Source organism: Aquitalea palustris (genome assembly GCF_003693445.1).
GTDB classification, from domain to species: domain Bacteria; phylum Pseudomonadota; class Gammaproteobacteria; order Burkholderiales; family Chromobacteriaceae; genus Aquitalea; species Aquitalea palustris.
On the sequence record NZ_RFAR01000067.1, the window covers coordinates 1 to 16,369 of the forward strand.

A 16,369-nucleotide genomic window follows, 5' to 3' on the forward strand; every position below is an offset into this window, starting at 1 on the left:
GCCAGCTTGCGCACCTCGTCCGCCACCACGGCAAAGCCGCGGCCCATCTCACCGGCACGGGCGGCCTCAATGGCCGCATTCAGCGCCAGCAGATTGGTCTGGTCGGCAATTTCACGGATAGCGGTGACGATGCTGTGAATACCCTCGGACTTGTCGCGCAGCATATTGACGCTTTCGCCGGTATGGCTCAGACCATCCGCCGTTTCACTCAGTGCGGCAGCGGTACTGCGCATGCGTGCACGGCCATCGTCCACACAGCCCTGCATGTCCTCGGCCACACGCATGGCTTGCTGGGCATTGTCGGTGACCGCAGCAATGCCGGCGGACATTTCCTCGATGGCAGCAGCAATATCCACCGAGGAGCGACTCTGCACCTCCGCGGTGGAGGCAGCCCGTGCCGACACATCGCTCAGCGCGTTCGCTGCCGCCACCATCTGGTGTGCTTCGGCCTTGATCTGGCGCAGGGTGGCGGCAAAGGCGTCCGCCAGGTGATCAAAGGCATGGCCCATGCGGGCAATTTCATCACTGCCGGGCAGCGCGGCGCGGCGCGACAGGTCGAAGTCGCGACTCATGCCGCTCATCAATTGCTCAAGCCGGGAAATCGGCCGCTCAACACTGTGGTAAATGGCCCAGCCCAGCAGCGACAACACCAGAATGGTGGCGGCCGAACCCAGCAAGGTGAACCACAGCTGGAAGCGGGCTTGCTGCAGCAGCTGCTGCATATTGTCATCCAGCTGCTGCAGCAATTGATCCTGCAGCTTTTTCAGATTGGCCATTTGCGCGCTGGCTGCGCCAAACCACCGGGCCGGGGCTACCCCCGGCGACTGACCCGGCGCCACCTGCATGATCTGCTGGCGCATGGCCTGCAGCACAGCCGCCTCGGCCGACTGGTCGGCCTGCTGTGCAGCCTGACGAATCCCGGCAGAGGCCACCAGCCGCAGCTGGCTGGCACAAGCCTGTTGCCGGGCCTGCATGCCGGCTGCCTGCAGCAAGGCAGCCTGGTCAAAGCTGCCACGCCCCAGCACACCATTGATGAATCCGCGTTCGCGCCCGGCAAACTCCTTCTGGCATTGCAGATTGAGCAGCGCCACGGCATCGTGCAGCAGGCCGGTATCGCTGGTGCTGCCAGCCAGACCGGCAATCAGGCCGATCAGCTGTTCGATATGGTCGGAATAGGCTGCGAACATCTGCCCTGCCGGCTGACTGCGCGTGTCGATGGCGGCACGCCCCTGCAACAGGGCATGCACTTGCTCATCCACCGTCGTAGCCTGGGTGGCTGCCGGCAACTGCGCCAAACTGGCGTGGAAGTCGGCCAGCGCGGCGTCGGTTTGCCGGCGCACGGCGGGCAGCTCGGCCGGCAGGCTGCTGCCCGCCGTACTGAGAAAACCATTGCTCAGCCCGCGTTCGGCCTGTAGCTGGTGAATCAGGCCACTGGCCTTGCCCGCCACCTGCAGCAGCTGGGCCGAAGCCTGCAAACGTGACAGGCTCTGCCACTTTTCCAGTGACAGCACACCGGCAAGGCCGGCAATCACCAGCACAAAAGGCAGGATCAGCAGGCCCAGCCTGCTGGCAATGGAAAGTCTGGACAACATGACAGCCTCGCAATCGGCGTGTGGGGGTGGGTGTTGCAATGCACTAACAGCATAGGCAATTTCCAGCCGCGATCAAATATGCCAAAAAATTAAAAAGGGGAAGCATTTATGCTTCCCCCTGCCTTGCCTGCTTGCAGCGCGCGGGTCAGCCCAGGCCGATCAGCACGGAATTTCCGCGTTCTTGCGGGCGTAGAACCACCAGTTGATCAACACACAGCTGGCATAAAACAGGATGAAGGCATACAGCGCGGCCTCCACCCCGCCGGTCATGGCGATGGAGCTGCCATAGCTCTTGGGAATGAAGAAACCGCCATAGGCACCAATGGCACCGGAGAAGCCCAGCACCGCCGCAGCCTCGCGGGTGGCATCGGCCTGTGCCTGTTTCTGCGCAGCCTCACCCTTGCCGGCCAGCCGCTGATGCAGGGTGAGGAAAATCACCGGCACCTGCATGAAGGTGGAACCATTGCCCAGCCCGGTCAGGGCGAACAGGCAGAGGAACATGGCGAAGAAGCCCTGGAAGCTGCCGCCCTGGCCAGCATGCGGCAGAAAGGCCAGCACGCCGCCCACCGCCAGCATCATCAGCAGGAACACTGCCTGCGTCACCTTGGCGCCGCCGATCTTGTCCGCCAGCCAGCCACCTACCGGACGCGCCAGCGCACCCACCAGTGGGCCGTAGAACACGTATCGGGTGGGGTCCACATCCGGAAACTGGCCTTTCATCAGCAGCGGGAAACCTGCCGAGAAGCCGATGAAGGAACCGAAAGTGCCGATATACAGCCAGCACATCAACCAATTGTGCTTGCGCCGGAAAATGACCACCTGGTCGGCAAACGAGGCGCGGGCCGAAGCAATGTCATTCATGCCCAGCCAGGCGGCAACCGTGGACAGCAGGATGAAGGGCACCCAGACAAAGCCGGCATTCTGCAGCCACATTTTCTTGTGTACCGCGCCCTTGATCCAGGTTTGCGCATCGCCACCAAAGGCACCGAATACGCCCATGGTGATCACCAGCGGTACCACGAACTGCACCAGCGACACCCCCAGATTACCCAGCCCGGCATTCAGTCCCAGCGCCGTGCCCTTTTCCGCCTTGGGAAAAAAGAAGCTGATATTGGACATGGACGAGCTGAAGTTGCCACCACCAAAACCGCACAGCAGCGCCAGCACCACCATGGTGATGTAGCTGGTATTCGGGTCCTGTACCGCAAAGCCGATGCCGATTGCCGGAATCAGCAGGCTGGCGGTGGACAGGGCCGTCCATTTGCGGCCGCCAAACACCGGCACCATGAAGCTGTAAAAAATACGCAGGGTGGCGCCGGACAAGGCCGGCAATGCCGCCAGCCAGAACAGCTGGTTTTGCGAATAGCCGAAACCGATATTCGGCATGTTCAGCACCGCCACGCTCCACACCTGCCAGATGACAAAGGCCAGCATCAGCGCCGGGATGGATATCCACAGATTGCGCCGCGCCACCGCCTTGCCTTGTTGCTGCCAGAATTCGGGATTTTCCGGTTCCCACCGGTTCAGTACATGTGACATCAAGCCCTCCCTGACGGCATCTGTGGCCGTCAATCAAAAATTCGAAGCCAGCCTCAGCGCGTCTGCCTGGCCATGGCTGCCGGCTCACGCCCGGCCTTTGCCTTGAAGGAAAAGTGCATCCACACCAGCGACACGCATACCGTGCCGTACAGCAGCATGAAGGCGCTGCTGCGCACGCCGGTGATATCCAGCAACACCCCAAACAGAATGGGCAGCAAGAAGCCCCCCATGCCACCGGCCAGGCCCACTACGCCGGAAACCGCGCCGATATTGTCGGGAAACTCATTGGCAATGAATTTGAATACCGAGGCCTTGCCGATGGCCATGGCGATGCCGACGGCAAACAGCACCAGCGTGAACAAGGTGACATTCAGGCCGATATGAAAGCTTTGCACGCCGTGGGTAGTGGTGATGCTGAAGTCGGTTTGCGGATAGGACAGGATGAAAAACGCCACCCAGCACACCCACATCACCCCCCAGGTCACCTTGTGGGGGCCGAAGCGGTCGGACAGCCAGCCGCCCATCGCCCGCAGCACGCCGCCGGGCAGGGAGAAGCAGGCGGCCAGGAAAGCCGCATGCTTGATATCAAAGCCGTATTCGCCGACGTAGTATTTGGTCATCCACAAGGCCAGCGCCACGTAGCCACCAAACACCACCGAGTAATACTGGCAATAGCGCAGCACCGCCGGGTCTTTCACCAGGGCCAGCTGCTGGCGCAGGCTGACCTTGCTGCTCACCAGATGGGCTGAATCCTGATAGGAAAACAGCCAGAACAGGACGGCCGTCAGCAGCATGGTGATGGCGTATACCGTTGGCACCATCTGCCAGCCGGCTGCGGCAATGATGCTGGGGGCCACCAGCTTGGTCAGCGAGGATCCGGCATTACCGGCCCCGAACACCCCCATGGCCATGCCCTGCTGCTCTGGCTTGAACCAGCGCGCCACATAGGGCGTGCCCACGGAAAAGGCGCCACCGGCCAGGCCGACCAGCAGGCCGATGGCCAGAAACTGCCAGTATGCAGTGGCGTACTGCATCAGGTAGATGAAGGGGACACACACCAGCATCAGCACGAACATCACGATGCGGCCACCAAAACGGTCGGTCCAGATACCCAGCGGCACCCGTACCAGCGAGCCGGACAGCACCGGGGTAGCGGCCAGGATGCCAAACTCGGTCTCATTCAGGCCCAGATGCTGCTTGATGGGAATGCCCAGTACCGCAAACATCATCCAGATCATGAAACAGATGGTAAATGCCAGTGTGCTGGATGCCAGCACGGCGTACTGCTTGAAGCGTGGGGAAGCCATGATGCCTTGCTCCGCAATGGGGATAGCAGGCATTTAACCCTGATACGTACGCGGGAAATATTCGCCAATAGCAGCACGGCGCGCGGCATGAGGAGCTAGCCCGACCCTGCCGATGGGGAAGCCGGACTAATCACAAAGTAGCATGCCACCCTGCCCGGCCTTGCCGGCTGCCGCCTGCCAGGGCCACGCCACGCTGCGGCGATCTACCCCTTCCGGAGAATTGCTGTCCTCAAGGCCAGCCGGTATTGTTAGTAGTGTTGCCAGTGGCAACGCACACCACCCGCCACCCGGACGCCCAGCACGATGATGCTCTACCAGACCCCGCGCCTAAGCAGCCTGTCCACCAAGCTATTGATGCTGACCATCGCCTGGTTGCTGCTGGCCATGACCTCCATCGGCTACACCCTGGTCCTGTCCTGGAAGCTGGAAGGTGGTGCCGCCGCCATCAACGATGCCGGCAGCTTGCGCATGCGCAGCTACCATATCGCGCTGCAAGTGAGCGAAGGGGCGCCACTGACTGCCATTCATGCAGAACAGCAGCAGTTTGCTGCCATCCTGGCCCGGCTGAAAAAGGGCGATCCGGCACGGCCGCTGTTTTTGCCGGACAATGCCACGGTCAGGCAGCAGGTGGGCGATATCGAGCACTCATGGCAGTCAGACATGCTGCCGCTGCTGGAAACGGCAGCCCGCCAGCACACCGGCCAGCACCGGATGGAAAGCCCGGACATCGCCCGCTTCGTCAACCGCATCGACCGCCTGGTCAAGCTGGTGGAAGAAGACAACGCCCGCAACACCACCCTGCTGCGTTTCTTCCAGATGGCGCTGATCGCCATGGCCATCATCGGCTCGTTCAGCATGATGTTCCTGCTGTTCCTGCTGGTCATCCGTCCGCTCAACACCCTGGGCGAAGGCATGCTGCGGCTGCGTGACGGCAATCTGGACGCCCGGGTCAGCGTGGACAACAACGACGAATTCGCCACCATTGCCACCGGCTTCAACCAGATGGCCGACCGCCTGCAAGACCTGTACGCCACGCTGGAACAGAAAGTGGCCGACAAGACCCGTTCGGTGGAATACAAGAACCGCCAGCTGGCCGCCCTGTATAACGTCACGACATTCCTGCATGACTCACACAGCCTGGCCGACATGTGCAGCGGCTTCATCGAGCGGCTGATCGAACTGACCGCCGCCGATGCCGGCAGCGTGCGGCTGGTGGATTTCAAGCGCGGGCGACTGGAGCTGATCGCCCACAGCGGCCTGCCGCCCGAACTGCAGGAAGAAGACGACTGCGCCACGCTCAACGGCTGCCTGTGTGGCGAAACCGTACCGCAGCCCTTCTCGGTATTGCAGCGTTTCGACCAGCTGCCAGCAGCGAGCGAAAAGCACTGCCAGCGCGCCGGTTTTTCCAGCATTGCCGTGTTTCACATCCGGCACAACCAGACCAATGTCGGCATTTTCACCCTGTATTTTTATCAGGATCCCAAGCTGGCCACGCAAGACCAGTTCCTGCTGGAAACCCTGGGCAGCCATCTGGGCGTGGCCGTGGAAAACCACCGCCTGGCCGCGCGCGACCGCCAGTTTGCCGTCTCAGAAGAGCGCAACCTGATGGCCCAGGGCCTGCACGACAGCATTGCCCAGTCGCTGTCCTTCCTGAATCTGCAAGTGCAGATGCTGGACGCCGCACTGGCCGAGCAGCAGATGGAGCAAGCCCAGGAAAACCTCGGCTTCATCCGCGCCGGGGTGCAGGAATGCTATGAAGACGTGCGCGAACTGCTGCTGAACTTCCGCACCCGCATCAGCAAGGAAGATTTTCCCGATGCCGTGCGCACCCTGCTGGAGCGCTTTGAAAAACAGACCCACATCCCCACCCAGCTGCACATGAGCGGCGACGGGCTGGCACTCAATCCCCAACAACAGTTGCAGCTGATCTTCATCCTGCAAGAAGCGTTGTCCAATGTGCGCAAGCATGCCCAGGCGCAGCGCGTGCGCATCGACATCCTCAACCATGCCGATTTCAGCATGAGCATACGGGACGATGGCTGTGGCTTTGACGAAGAGGTCGTGGCCACCCGCCGCGCCAGTCATGTCGGGCTATCCATCATGCAGGAGCGCGCTGCCCGCATTCGCAGCCAGATCAGCATTCACCCCCATCCGCACGGCGGCACCGAAGTACAATTGCTGCTGCCACAAAGTGAAAGACAAGCCGCATGACACCCATCCGCATTTTGCTGGTCGATGACCACACCCTGTTCCGCAGCGGCCTGAAGGCGCTGCTGCAACGACAAAGTGATTTCGACATCATTGGCGAAGCGGCCGATGGCCTGGAAGGGGTCAAGCTGTGCGAGCAACTGAAACCAGACGTGGTCTTGCTGGATATCGACATGCCGCAGATGAACGGGCGCGAGGCGCTGGCACAGATCATGGTCAGCCAGCCGCAACTGGCGGTGCTGATGCTCACGGTATCGGAAGACGGTGAAGATCTGGCCGAATGCCTGAAACTGGGCGCGCGCGGCTATCTGCTGAAAAACATCAATGCCGATTTCCTGCTGGCCAGCATTCGCCGCGCCGTGGACGGCGACAGCGTACTGTCGCCGGAAATGACCTCGCGGCTGCTGCAACAGCTACGCAGCGTCGACACCCAGAAAAACAAGCCGACCGGGCTGGATCAACTGACCCAGCGCGAAAGGGAAATCCTCGCCTGGCTCAGCCGTGGCATCAGCAACAAGGAAATCGCCCGCGCGCTGGATCTGGCCGAGAGCACCATCAAGGTGCATGTACAGAACATCCTGCGCAAGCTGAGCCTGAATGGCCGGGTGCAGGCCGCGCTGTTTGCCGTGGAGCACGGGCTGGACAAGCTGCCCTGAAGCCGGAGCGGCTGCCGCCCTTTCCTCCCGGCCCCCTACTCCCTCAGACCTAGCCAAAACCCCACCACCGACCAACTGGCAAGCCCGCCGGATGCGCCTACACTCTGGCTATTCTCCCCTCCGAGGGTCAGCCATGTTACGCGACCGTTTTGGCAGAAGCATCGACTATCTGCGGCTATCCGTTACCGACCGCTGCGATCTGCGCTGCAGCTACTGCATACCCAAGGGTTTCAAGAACTTTGAAGAACCCGCCAACTGGCTGGGCTTTGCCGAAATCCAGCGGGTGGTGGCGGCCTTTGCCCGCCTTGGCTGCCACCGCATCCGCCTGACCGGCGGCGAACCGCTGCTCAGGCGCAATCTGCCAGAGCTGATCGGCATGCTGGCCAGCCTGCCCGGCGTGGACGACCTGTCGCTCAGCACCAATGGCACCCAGCTGGCCACCCAGGCCGGCGCGCTCAAGGCGGCCGGTTTGCAGCGGCTCAATGTCAGCCTCGACTCGCTGCGGCGCGACTGTGTGGCCAGTATCAGCGGCAGCGACAGTCTGCAGCAGGTTTTGCAGGGCCTGTCAGTGGCGCGGGATGCTGGTTTTGCTTCCATCAAGATCAATATGGTGCCGCTGGCCGGCATCAACGACCGCGATATCGACGCCATGCTGGCTTACTGCAAGGCACACGGTTTCATCTTGCGCCTGATCGAAGCCATGCCCATGGGCCATACCGGCCAGCAAGCAGACGGGCTGGACTTATCACAGCTACTGAGCAGCCTGAGCCAGCGCCACGGCCTGACACCCAGCGCAGTGAGCCTGGGCGGCGGCCCCGCCCGCTACTGGCAAAGCCAGGATGGCAGCTGCACGCTGGGGCTGATTACACCGATGTCGCAGCATTTCTGCGCCAGTTGCAACCGGGTACGGCTGTCGGTGGATGGCACCTTGTATATGTGTCTGGGACAGGAGGAAAAGCTGGAACTGCGCCCACTACTGCGCGCCGGCTGCAGCGATGCCGAGCTGGAAGCCGCCATTCGCACCGCCATCGAACTGAAACCGGAACGCCACGAATTCCAGCAGCAGCCACAGCAAATCATGCGCTTCATGTCGATGACAGGCGGCTGAAGCGCCCACCTCAGGCAACAAGCCCCAGCCGATTCAGCTGGCTGCCAGGCCGCGGGCATTGGCCTGCGCCAACTCTTTGTCGGTCAGGACCAAATCCGCACCGCCCGTCAAACGATCCACCGCCAGGTCGATGAATCGGCGCACGCGGGCAGGCTGCGCGGCACGGCTGCCGTAATAGACAAACAGGCTGTAGTGATCGGCCATGTGCTCCAGCAGAATGGGCAGCAGGCGGCCACTGCGGATCAGCGCGGCGGCCGTCGGGCCGGCCAACTGGCCGATCACCTCGCCGGCCAGCACGGCACGCAACTCCATGGCTTCGTCATTGGTACAGAATGCCGGATTGATCGGCTGGTCCTGCATGCCATCGCCAACACGGACCCGCCACGGCACGACGCGACCATCGCTGGCGCGGCGAAAGGCGCTACAGCGATGCGCGCCAAGCTCATACAGACTTTGCGGAATGCCGTACTTGCGCAGATAGCTGGGCGCGGCACAGATAATCAGCTGCATGGGAAACAAACGCCTGGCCACCAGGCCTTCCTGTGGCGAGTTACCCAGCCGGAAGCCGACATCGATACGGTCTTCCACCCAGTTGCCAATGCGGTCATCCAGTTGCACATCCAGCCGCACTTCCGGGTAGAGCCGGCAATACTCATCCATCACCGGGCCGATCACCGACTGCAGCACCGTGCGCGGGCCCACGATGCGCAAAGGCCCGGCCAGCTCGTCCTTGGTCTGCCGCACCGCCGACAAGGCCTGCTGAAAGCCGATCAGCGAGGGATGCACGGCCTCCAGAAAGCGTTGTCCCTCCTCGGTCAGTGACATGCTGCGGGTGGTGCGATGAAACAACCTCACCCCCAGGTGCTGTTCCAGCTGCCCCAGTGCCTTGCTGGCTGCTTGTGGCGAGATCTGCTGGGCTGCGGCAGCCTTGCTGAGGCTGCCAAACTCGGCGGTGCGCACGAAGGTGGTGATGGAGCGCAGCTCGTTCATGGACATGGTTCAATCCTGCCAGTGCATTAACATCAAAAAGTTGTAGATTATTCAAATAATAATGCGCTAGTTTAATGTCTTTGAGGAAATTAAAGTAAGGTCCATCAATATCACCGGCCACCAGGGTGGCGGAGAATACCCATGGACAACTTTACTTTCTTCAATCCCACCAAGATCGACTTCGGCACCGGCAAGGAACAACTGATCGGCCAGCACCTGGCAGAACATGGCATCAAAAAGGTGCTGCTCTGTTTTGGTAGCGAGCGCATCAAGCGCGACGGCCTGTTCCAGACCGTAAGCCAGAGCCTGGCCGGGCAAGGCATCGAATTCATCGAATTTGGCGGCATTGTCAGCAATCCGCTGCTGTCGAAAGTACGCGAAGGCATTGCCCTGGCACGCGGGCATCAGGTGGGCGCGGTACTGAGCGTCGGTGGCGGTTCGGTGCTGGACAGCAGCAAGGCCATTGCGGCCGGCGTGGCTTATGCCGGTGATGTATGGGATCTGTTCATCGGCAAGGCCACCATCGACTCGGCATTGCCGGTGTTTTCCATCCTCACCCTGGCCGCCACCGGCAGCGAGATGAACAGCGGTGCCGTGGTGACCAATGAGGACACCAAGGAAAAGTTTGCCATCCAGTCGGTACATACCTTCCCGCGGGTATCCATCGTCAATCCGGCCCTGATGCAGACCGTGTCACGCGACTATCTGGTCTACTCGGCCGCCGACATCATTGCCCATTGCATCGAAGGCTATTTCACCGCCACGCTACAGCCCACCCTGCACTCGCGCATGGTGGAAGCCCTCGTCAACACCGTGATCGACAGCACGGAAACCCTGCTGGACAACCCGGCCGACTACGCCGCGCGCGCCGAGTTTGCCTGGGCCGCCACCCAGGCGCTCAATGGCCTGCTCTACGCCGGCAGCGCCGGTTTCAACTACCCGAACCACATGATCGAACACGCGCTGTCGGCGCTATTCAACGTACCGCATGGTGCGGGCCTGTCGGTGATCATGCCGGCCTGGATGAAGTGGTACCACGGCCGCAATCCGGCACAGTTCCAGCGCTTCGCCAAACAGGTATTCGCTGTCGATACTCCGCTGCAGGGCATTGCCGCGCTGGAAGCCTGGTTCGACAAGATCGGCACTCCCACGCGCCTGTCGCAACTGGGTATTACCGACGCCGATTTGCCCGCCATTACCGACGTGGTGCTGGGCAATGCCCAATGGTTCGGCATCGCCGAGGTCTACACCCGCGATGTGGTGACCGAAATCCTGAAGCTGGCGCGATGAGAAAACCCTTGCTGATTCAGGCCGGTCGGAGCCGTGCAAACATCGGCAAAGCCTGGGCGTGAGCCAGGCATGAGCGCGCAGCTCCGCCCGCCGGATCGCGGCATGGTCCTCACCATCATCATGGCGCGCTGCCTGATGCTGGTGATCGACATCTCCATCGTGCGCAGCGGGCTAGCTCGTTTCGCTGCGCACCATCCGCTTCGCCGCAATGCAGCCGGTGCGCGCCCGGAACGGCGGTACAAGGCTGCAGCGCAAACAGCCTGAGCAGCAAACTGCTGCGTACATGGCATCAGCAAAGGAATCACAATATGCAGACAACAACACTGAACAACGGCATCCAGATGCCCTTGCAGGGCTTTGGCGTGTTCCAGATGAGCGACCCGGCCGAGTGCGAGGCCAGTGTGGCCGCCGCACTGCGCACCGGTTACCGCCTCATCGATACCGCTGCATCCTATGGCAATGAAGCTGCGGTTGGCCGCGCTCTTGCCGCCAGTGGGATCCCGCGTGAGCAACTGTTCATCACCACCAAGCTGTGGCTGCACGACAGCGGCTACGAACAGACCCTGCAGGCCTTCGAACGCTCATTGGCGCGACTGCAGCTGGACTACCTCGACCTCTACCTGATCCATCAGCCCTATGGCGACGTGCACGGCTCGTGGCGGGCAATGGAAGAGCTGTACCGCGCAGGCCGCATCCGTGCCATTGGCGTCAGCAATTTTCACCCGGACCGGGTGATGGACCTGGTCATGCGCAACAAGATTGTTCCGGCGGTAAACCAGCTGGAAACCCACCCCTTCTGCCAGCAAACCGCCAGCGCAGACTTCCTGCAGCAGCTGGGCATACAGCTTGAGTCCTGGGGGCCGTTTGCCGAAGGCCGCAACAAGCTGTTTGACAATGCGCTGTTGCAAGACATCGCCAGTCGCCATGGCCGCACGGTGGCCCAGGTGGTATTGCGCTGGCTGCTGCAACGCGGCGTGGTGGCCATTCCCAAATCGGTACGGCCTGAACGCATGGCGGAAAACTTCGCCATCACCGACTTTGCACTGAGCGCCGACGACATGGCCGCCATCGCTGCGCTCGATACCGGCAGCAGTGCATTTTTCGACCACAGAGATCCGGCCATGGTGAAGTGGCTGTACGAAGCACATCGCCCCACCTGATACCAACATCCAGAAAGGACATGACATGACTGAGCAAACACCATCCAGCACCGAAGCCGTCACGGTAAGCCGCGCTGGCTCGCAAGATTCCTACCACGGCCCGGCAGAGTGGTTCACCGGCAGCGTGCGCGTCGACCCGCTGTTTGCCGTGCGCCACCCGGCGGCCGGCTCCGGCGCGCTGGTCACCTTTGAACCAGCTGCGCGCACCGACTGGCACACCCATCCGCTGGGGCAGACACTGATCGTGACCGCCGGCTGTGGCCGCGTGCAGCAGTGGGGAGGACCCATACAGGAAATCCGCCCCGGCGACGTGGTGAGCATCCCGGCAAACACCAAACACTGGCACGGCGCCGCCCCCACCACGGCCATGAGCCATATTGCCATTCAGGAACAGCAGCAAGGCAGTGTGGCGAACTGGCTGGAAAAAGTAAGTGAGGAGCAGTACGGCAGCTAGCACCTGCCCAGCTGCATGACCATGCCGGCCAGATCAGCGACCGAGCCGGCATGGCAGGGACTGCGGCAAACGGCTGCATCAGTAGTTGGTGACCAGGCAGCCGGAGCAAGCCGCGCCGACGCGGGCGATCCTGCGCCGAACCGTCGTTCAACACACCCTTGCGTCTTGCCTGACGCTTCGCGCGCCGGATCGTGAACAGGCACTGAGCAGCCGCAAGGGCCCCCTGCGTGACTCAACCGCCAAACCGGGATCGATTCACGCCATGCAAGTAAGCATGCAAAGCTTGGCTGACAATCTCGGCCAGCCGCGCACAACCGCTAGCTGACGCGGACTCGGCGCGATACAGCATGAGCCGGATATCCGGCAGTGCGGGCAGATCCTGGCGCAATTGCAGTGTCTCCGGCAGGCCAAGCGGGGTACGCACCGTCACCCCCAGTCCAGCGGCCACCGCCGCCCAGATGCCACTCAGGCTGCTGCTGCAAAACGCCTGCCGCCAGCCAAGGCCGGCTTGTTCCAGTGCCGCACACGCGGCAGCACGCAGCAGGCAGGGGGCCTCAAACGCCACCAAGGGAATGCTGGTGAGCGAGGAACAGTCGACAGGGCTGGACTTGCTGTCTATCCAGCACAGCGGCAGCGTCCCCATCACCTGCTGATACGGCCATTGCTGGCCGCCATCCCAGGCCAATACCAGATCCAGCTCACCCTTGGCCAAGCCATCCAGCAATTGCTGATTGCGCGCCACTTTTACATCCAGACGGAACTGCGGGTGGGCACGCGTAAACTGCCCGAGAATGGCTGGCAGCAGCGACTCGCCAAAGTCTTCCTGCATGCCGAAGCGTATCCAGCCTTGCTCCAGTCCGCTGCCCTGGACGGCTTGCACCGCCTCATCGTTCAATGCCAGCAGCCGGCGCGCATAGGCCAGCATCACTTCCCCGGCAGGTGTCAGCACCAGGCCCCGCCCCGCCTTGCGCATCATGGCTTGGCCGGCCTGCTCCTCCAGCTTTTTCAGCTGTGCGCTGATGGCCGATGTCGAGCGGTTCATGCGCTGCGCCGCCAGGGCAAAGCTTCCCAGCTCCACACCGGCGACAAAGCTGCGCAACACATCCAGATCCAGGCTGATGCGACTCATCATGACAGTCCCAAATAATTGAACAATTAAGCAAAAACATTTTGATTATCAAAATTATTCTGACTGGCTATGCTGGGTGCTGTCAAAACCGGCAAAGGAGTCAACCATGCCCTCCCCCTCGTCAAACAGCATGCAGAACATGTCCAGCGAAGCGGCAAAGCTGGCCGAGTTGACCCAATCGCTATTATTTGGCGACATCTGGCAACGCCCCGCGCTCAGCCCGCGCGAGCGCAGCATCGCCACTGTAGCGGCGCTGATCGCACTGTACCGGCTGGAGCAACTGCCCTTTCACATGCAGCTGGCCATGGACAACGGCATCAGCCGTGGCGAACTGGGCGAACTGATCACCCATCTGGCCTTTTACGCCGGGTGGCCCGCCGCCGCATCTGCCGTCGATGTACTGGCCAACACCCCTCATGGAAAGTGACAGTACATGCCTTACGTACGCATCGCACTGGCAGCCGGCAAGCCGCCATCCTGGCTCTCGTCCATTTCGACCAGCCTGCAACAAGCGCTGGAAGAAAGCTTTGAAGTACCGGCCGGCGACTGCTTTCAGGTCTTTCAGCAATGCCAGGCGGGCGAACTGGTGTTTGATCGGGACTATTTATCCACTGGCCGCAGTGACGATTTCATCCTGTTTCACATCACGGCAGGACGCGCACGCAGCACCGCCTGCAAACAGGCATTTTTTGCCCGGCTGGCAGAACGGCTGGCGGCCAGCCCCGGCCTGCGCCAGCAAGACATCATGGTGGTGATCACCACCACAGGGCTTGAAGACTGGTCGTTTGGCAATGGCCAGTCCGCACTGCCCGGCCATCAGCAGCAACGCTGCTAAGCAACAGGAGTCAGCCCATGCTTGCCATGCAATACCGCTTTGTCCTGCCTGCCGACTACGACATGGCCATCATCAGACAGCGCATCCAGCAACGTGGCCATCTGCTGGATGGCTTTCCCCAGCTGGAATGGAAGGCCTACCTCTGGTCGGAAGGGGATGGCCAGCTCCAGGGCGCGGTCAATGCCTATGCCCCGCTTTATCTGTGGCAGGACAATGACGGCATCAACCAGTTTCTGGCCAGCCCCGGCTTTGCTGCCGTTTGCGCAGACTTCGGCAGGCCGCCAGTCGATATCTGGTCGGTATGGGCCTGCCTGGGAAGCCAGGCCCTGCCTACTGCTGCCGTTTGCTACCAGCAGACGCAAACCATTGCACCAGGGACATCGCTCGCCGCGTTGTGCCGGCAGGAACAGGAGCGAGCCACCAGGCTGTACCAGCAAGGCGCCGTGACCGTACTGAGCGCTTACGACCCACAACAATGGCGCTTGCTGCGCATGTCCGCCTGGAGCACAGCACAGGACGCCATGCAGCAAGTGCTGCACAGCGATGGTTATCAGATAGGCTATGTTGCGATGAAGTCTTGATTACACCGGGCGATGACCTGCCGCTTGGCCATGGCTCAGGCAGGCGCATGGCGGCCCGCAATCAAACCGCAGCGCGCGGCATCTTCATGATGCACGGGCCAGGTCAGCAGGATACTGTTTGAGCAACCGTAGCGCGCATGCTATCCATCATGGCAAGCAACTTTAGATAAAATTTCAAGGCGGGCATTGATTTGATACCCCAAAGAGAACAATTGATATTTACAATATCAAACTGACACACCAGAACCCTGTATTTTAAATACAGTAACGGCACTTTCCACACACTGCAGCCCCATCCTGACAAATACTCAATAGACAACAAGAGCAAGTACCGCATTATTTTATTGAAAAGAGAAAAATGAAACCCAAAATACTGCAACTGAGCCCCATCCTGATTCCATCGGTAAATCAGAAACTGAACGAACTTTACGAGATTTATAAATATTTTGAAATCGAAGACAAAAACAAGCTTCTTGCAGAACATGCAGCAGACATACAGGGCGTGATCAGTGGTGGCCATGCTGGAATTAGCAGATCGCTAATGGAAAAACTACCCAATCTCAAGGTAGTGGCAATCAATGGTGTGGGTACGGATGCTGTTGACCTGGCATATGCCAAAAGCCGTGGCATCCATGTCACAGTAACCGCCGGTGCATTAACCGAGGATGTCGCCGACTTGGCAATAGGGCTTTTGCTTGCAAGTTGCCGTGGCATTTGCTCAGGTGATCGATTTGTTCGCGAAGGCAAGTGGACGAAGACTTCACCCCCCAATGCGATTCCGTTATCTCGTCGCCTTAGTGGAATGCGTGTCGGCATTGTTGGAATGGGACGTGTGGGACGCGCAGTGGCAATACGTGCCACTGCATTTGGCTGCCCCATTTACTATACGGACCTAAAAGAAATGGACGACCTGCCCTACACATTCATTTCCGATCTGCTTGAACTGGCACATCAAAGCGACGCCCTGATTCTGTGCGCAGCCGCCGATCAGGCGGCAGGCATTGTGAATTCGGCAGTACTGGAAGCATTAGGCCGGGATGGTTTTTTAATCAACATTGCCCGCGGAAAACTAGTCAATGAACCAGACTTGGTAGAGGCAATAAAATCCGGAAAAATTGCAGGTGCCGGCCTTGATGTTTTCGTCGACGAACCAAATGTGCCAGAAGCACTGCTTACCGATTACTCGGTCGTGCTGCAAGCACACCGGGCAAGTGCTACCTGGGAGGCCCGCACCGCCATGGGCAATATGGTTCTTGACAGTCTTGCGCAAGGTATTGCTGGCATGAGACCCGAAATGAGCATGACTACTTAAGCATTCGGCCCCGAACGACTGTTCACGCACTTTTGAACGAAGCAGGCCGCTACTTGTGTGCATTTTTCCCCATCGGAATGGCATCGAGACGGCAACAGCCATGATGGTAAGCAAACAGCACAGACCACCCGCGCGCAGCCCATCTGGCACTTAGAACCGCGAACAAAACCTCGTAGAGAACCCGGGCCAAGGCGCGCCGCCGCAGACA

The 16,369-nt window shown here is 60.7% G+C and carries 16 protein-coding genes; 11 read left to right on the forward strand and 5 right to left on the reverse strand.

From position 1 onward, the window contains the following. The 3 genes from EAY64_RS15380 to EAY64_RS15390 all read right to left on the reverse strand — a co-directional run. On the reverse strand, positions 1 to 1,592 hold a 1,592-nt coding region (locus EAY64_RS15380), incomplete at its 3' end, for a methyl-accepting chemotaxis protein (protein WP_103525625.1). A 159-nt stretch (positions 1,593 to 1,751) separates the two neighbouring features. Beyond that, a complete protein-coding gene (locus tag EAY64_RS15385) occupies positions 1,752 to 3,131 on the reverse strand; it encodes a NarK family nitrate/nitrite MFS transporter (RefSeq protein WP_103525626.1) in 1,380 nt (459 codons plus the stop codon). Positions 3,132 to 3,184: 53 nt separating this feature from the next. Further along, the gene (locus EAY64_RS15390) at positions 3,185 to 4,438 is read right to left on the reverse strand and encodes an MFS transporter (RefSeq protein ID WP_103525639.1); all 1,254 of its coding nucleotides are present in this window, start codon (positions 4,436 to 4,438) and stop codon (positions 3,185 to 3,187) included. A 303-nt stretch (positions 4,439 to 4,741) separates the two neighbouring features. Between EAY64_RS15390 and EAY64_RS15395 the strand changes: the two genes are divergently transcribed. The 3 genes from EAY64_RS15395 to moaA all read left to right on the forward strand — a co-directional run bounded on the left by EAY64_RS15395 (position 4,742) and on the right by moaA (position 8,410). Continuing rightward, positions 4,742 to 6,649, forward strand: coding sequence for a type IV pili methyl-accepting chemotaxis transducer N-terminal domain-containing protein (locus EAY64_RS15395; RefSeq protein ID WP_103525627.1), 1,908 nt, complete (start codon positions 4,742 to 4,744; stop codon positions 6,647 to 6,649). Then, positions 6,646 to 7,302 carry a response regulator gene (locus tag EAY64_RS15400; RefSeq protein WP_103525628.1) on the forward strand — a complete coding sequence of 219 codons (657 nt, stop codon included), beginning with the start codon at positions 6,646 to 6,648 and terminating at the stop codon, positions 7,300 to 7,302. The genes EAY64_RS15395 and EAY64_RS15400 overlap by 4 nt, the downstream gene beginning before the upstream one ends. Before the next feature lie 133 nt (positions 7,303 to 7,435). Beyond that, entirely contained in the window at positions 7,436 to 8,410 is a 975-nt protein-coding gene (gene moaA / locus EAY64_RS15405) for a GTP 3',8-cyclase MoaA (protein WP_103525629.1), read from the forward strand. Positions 8,411 to 8,443: 33 nt separating this feature from the next. On the opposite strand, the gene EAY64_RS15410 is transcribed toward moaA, so the two are convergent. Then, complete coding sequence (locus tag EAY64_RS15410; protein WP_199734467.1) at positions 8,444 to 9,406, reverse strand: LysR family transcriptional regulator; 963 nt, start codon at positions 9,404 to 9,406, stop codon at positions 8,444 to 8,446. A 135-nt stretch (positions 9,407 to 9,541) separates the two neighbouring features. On the opposite strand from EAY64_RS15410, the gene EAY64_RS15415 reads away from it, so the two are divergent. From EAY64_RS15415 to EAY64_RS15430, 4 genes are all read left to right on the forward strand, one after another. Further along, a complete protein-coding gene (locus EAY64_RS15415) occupies positions 9,542 to 10,690 on the forward strand; it encodes an iron-containing alcohol dehydrogenase (RefSeq protein WP_103525630.1) in 1,149 nt (382 codons plus the stop codon). Between the two features lie 69 nt (positions 10,691 to 10,759). Then, positions 10,760 to 10,954: a hypothetical protein gene (locus EAY64_RS15420; RefSeq protein WP_103525631.1), complete on the forward strand. Its 195-nt coding sequence runs from the start codon at positions 10,760 to 10,762 to the stop codon at positions 10,952 to 10,954. A gap of 44 nt (positions 10,955 to 10,998) precedes the next feature. Further along, complete coding sequence (locus EAY64_RS15425) at positions 10,999 to 11,850, forward strand: aldo/keto reductase (protein WP_103525632.1); 852 nt, start codon at positions 10,999 to 11,001, stop codon at positions 11,848 to 11,850. Positions 11,851 to 11,875: 25 nt separating this feature from the next. Continuing rightward, positions 11,876 to 12,304 (forward strand): (R)-mandelonitrile lyase, encoded by a 429-nt coding sequence (locus EAY64_RS15430; protein WP_103525633.1) that lies wholly within the window; start codon positions 11,876 to 11,878, stop codon positions 12,302 to 12,304. Positions 12,305 to 12,536: 232 nt separating this feature from the next. On the opposite strand, the gene EAY64_RS15435 is transcribed toward EAY64_RS15430, so the two are convergent. Then, positions 12,537 to 13,433 carry a LysR substrate-binding domain-containing protein gene (locus EAY64_RS15435; protein ID WP_103525634.1) on the reverse strand — a complete coding sequence of 299 codons (897 nt, stop codon included), beginning with the start codon at positions 13,431 to 13,433 and terminating at the stop codon, positions 12,537 to 12,539. Positions 13,434 to 13,539: 106 nt separating this feature from the next. Between EAY64_RS15435 and EAY64_RS15440 the strand changes: the two genes are divergently transcribed. The 4 genes from EAY64_RS15440 to EAY64_RS15455 all read left to right on the forward strand — a co-directional run bounded on the left by EAY64_RS15440 (position 13,540) and on the right by EAY64_RS15455 (position 16,161). Further along, positions 13,540 to 13,860, forward strand: a complete 321-nt coding sequence (locus EAY64_RS15440) for a carboxymuconolactone decarboxylase family protein (RefSeq protein ID WP_103525635.1) — start codon at positions 13,540 to 13,542, stop codon at positions 13,858 to 13,860. A gap of 6 nt (positions 13,861 to 13,866) precedes the next feature. Then, positions 13,867 to 14,268 (forward strand): tautomerase family protein, encoded by a 402-nt coding sequence (locus EAY64_RS15445; protein WP_103525636.1) that lies wholly within the window; start codon positions 13,867 to 13,869, stop codon positions 14,266 to 14,268. 17 nt (positions 14,269 to 14,285) lie between these two features. Then, entirely contained in the window at positions 14,286 to 14,849 is a 564-nt protein-coding gene (locus EAY64_RS15450; RefSeq protein WP_103525637.1) for a DUF4865 family protein, read from the forward strand. 358 nt (positions 14,850 to 15,207) lie between these two features. Beyond that, positions 15,208 to 16,161, forward strand: coding sequence for a 2-hydroxyacid dehydrogenase (locus EAY64_RS15455; RefSeq protein ID WP_103525638.1), 954 nt, complete (start codon positions 15,208 to 15,210; stop codon positions 16,159 to 16,161). Positions 16,162 to 16,369: the final 208 nt, after the last annotated feature.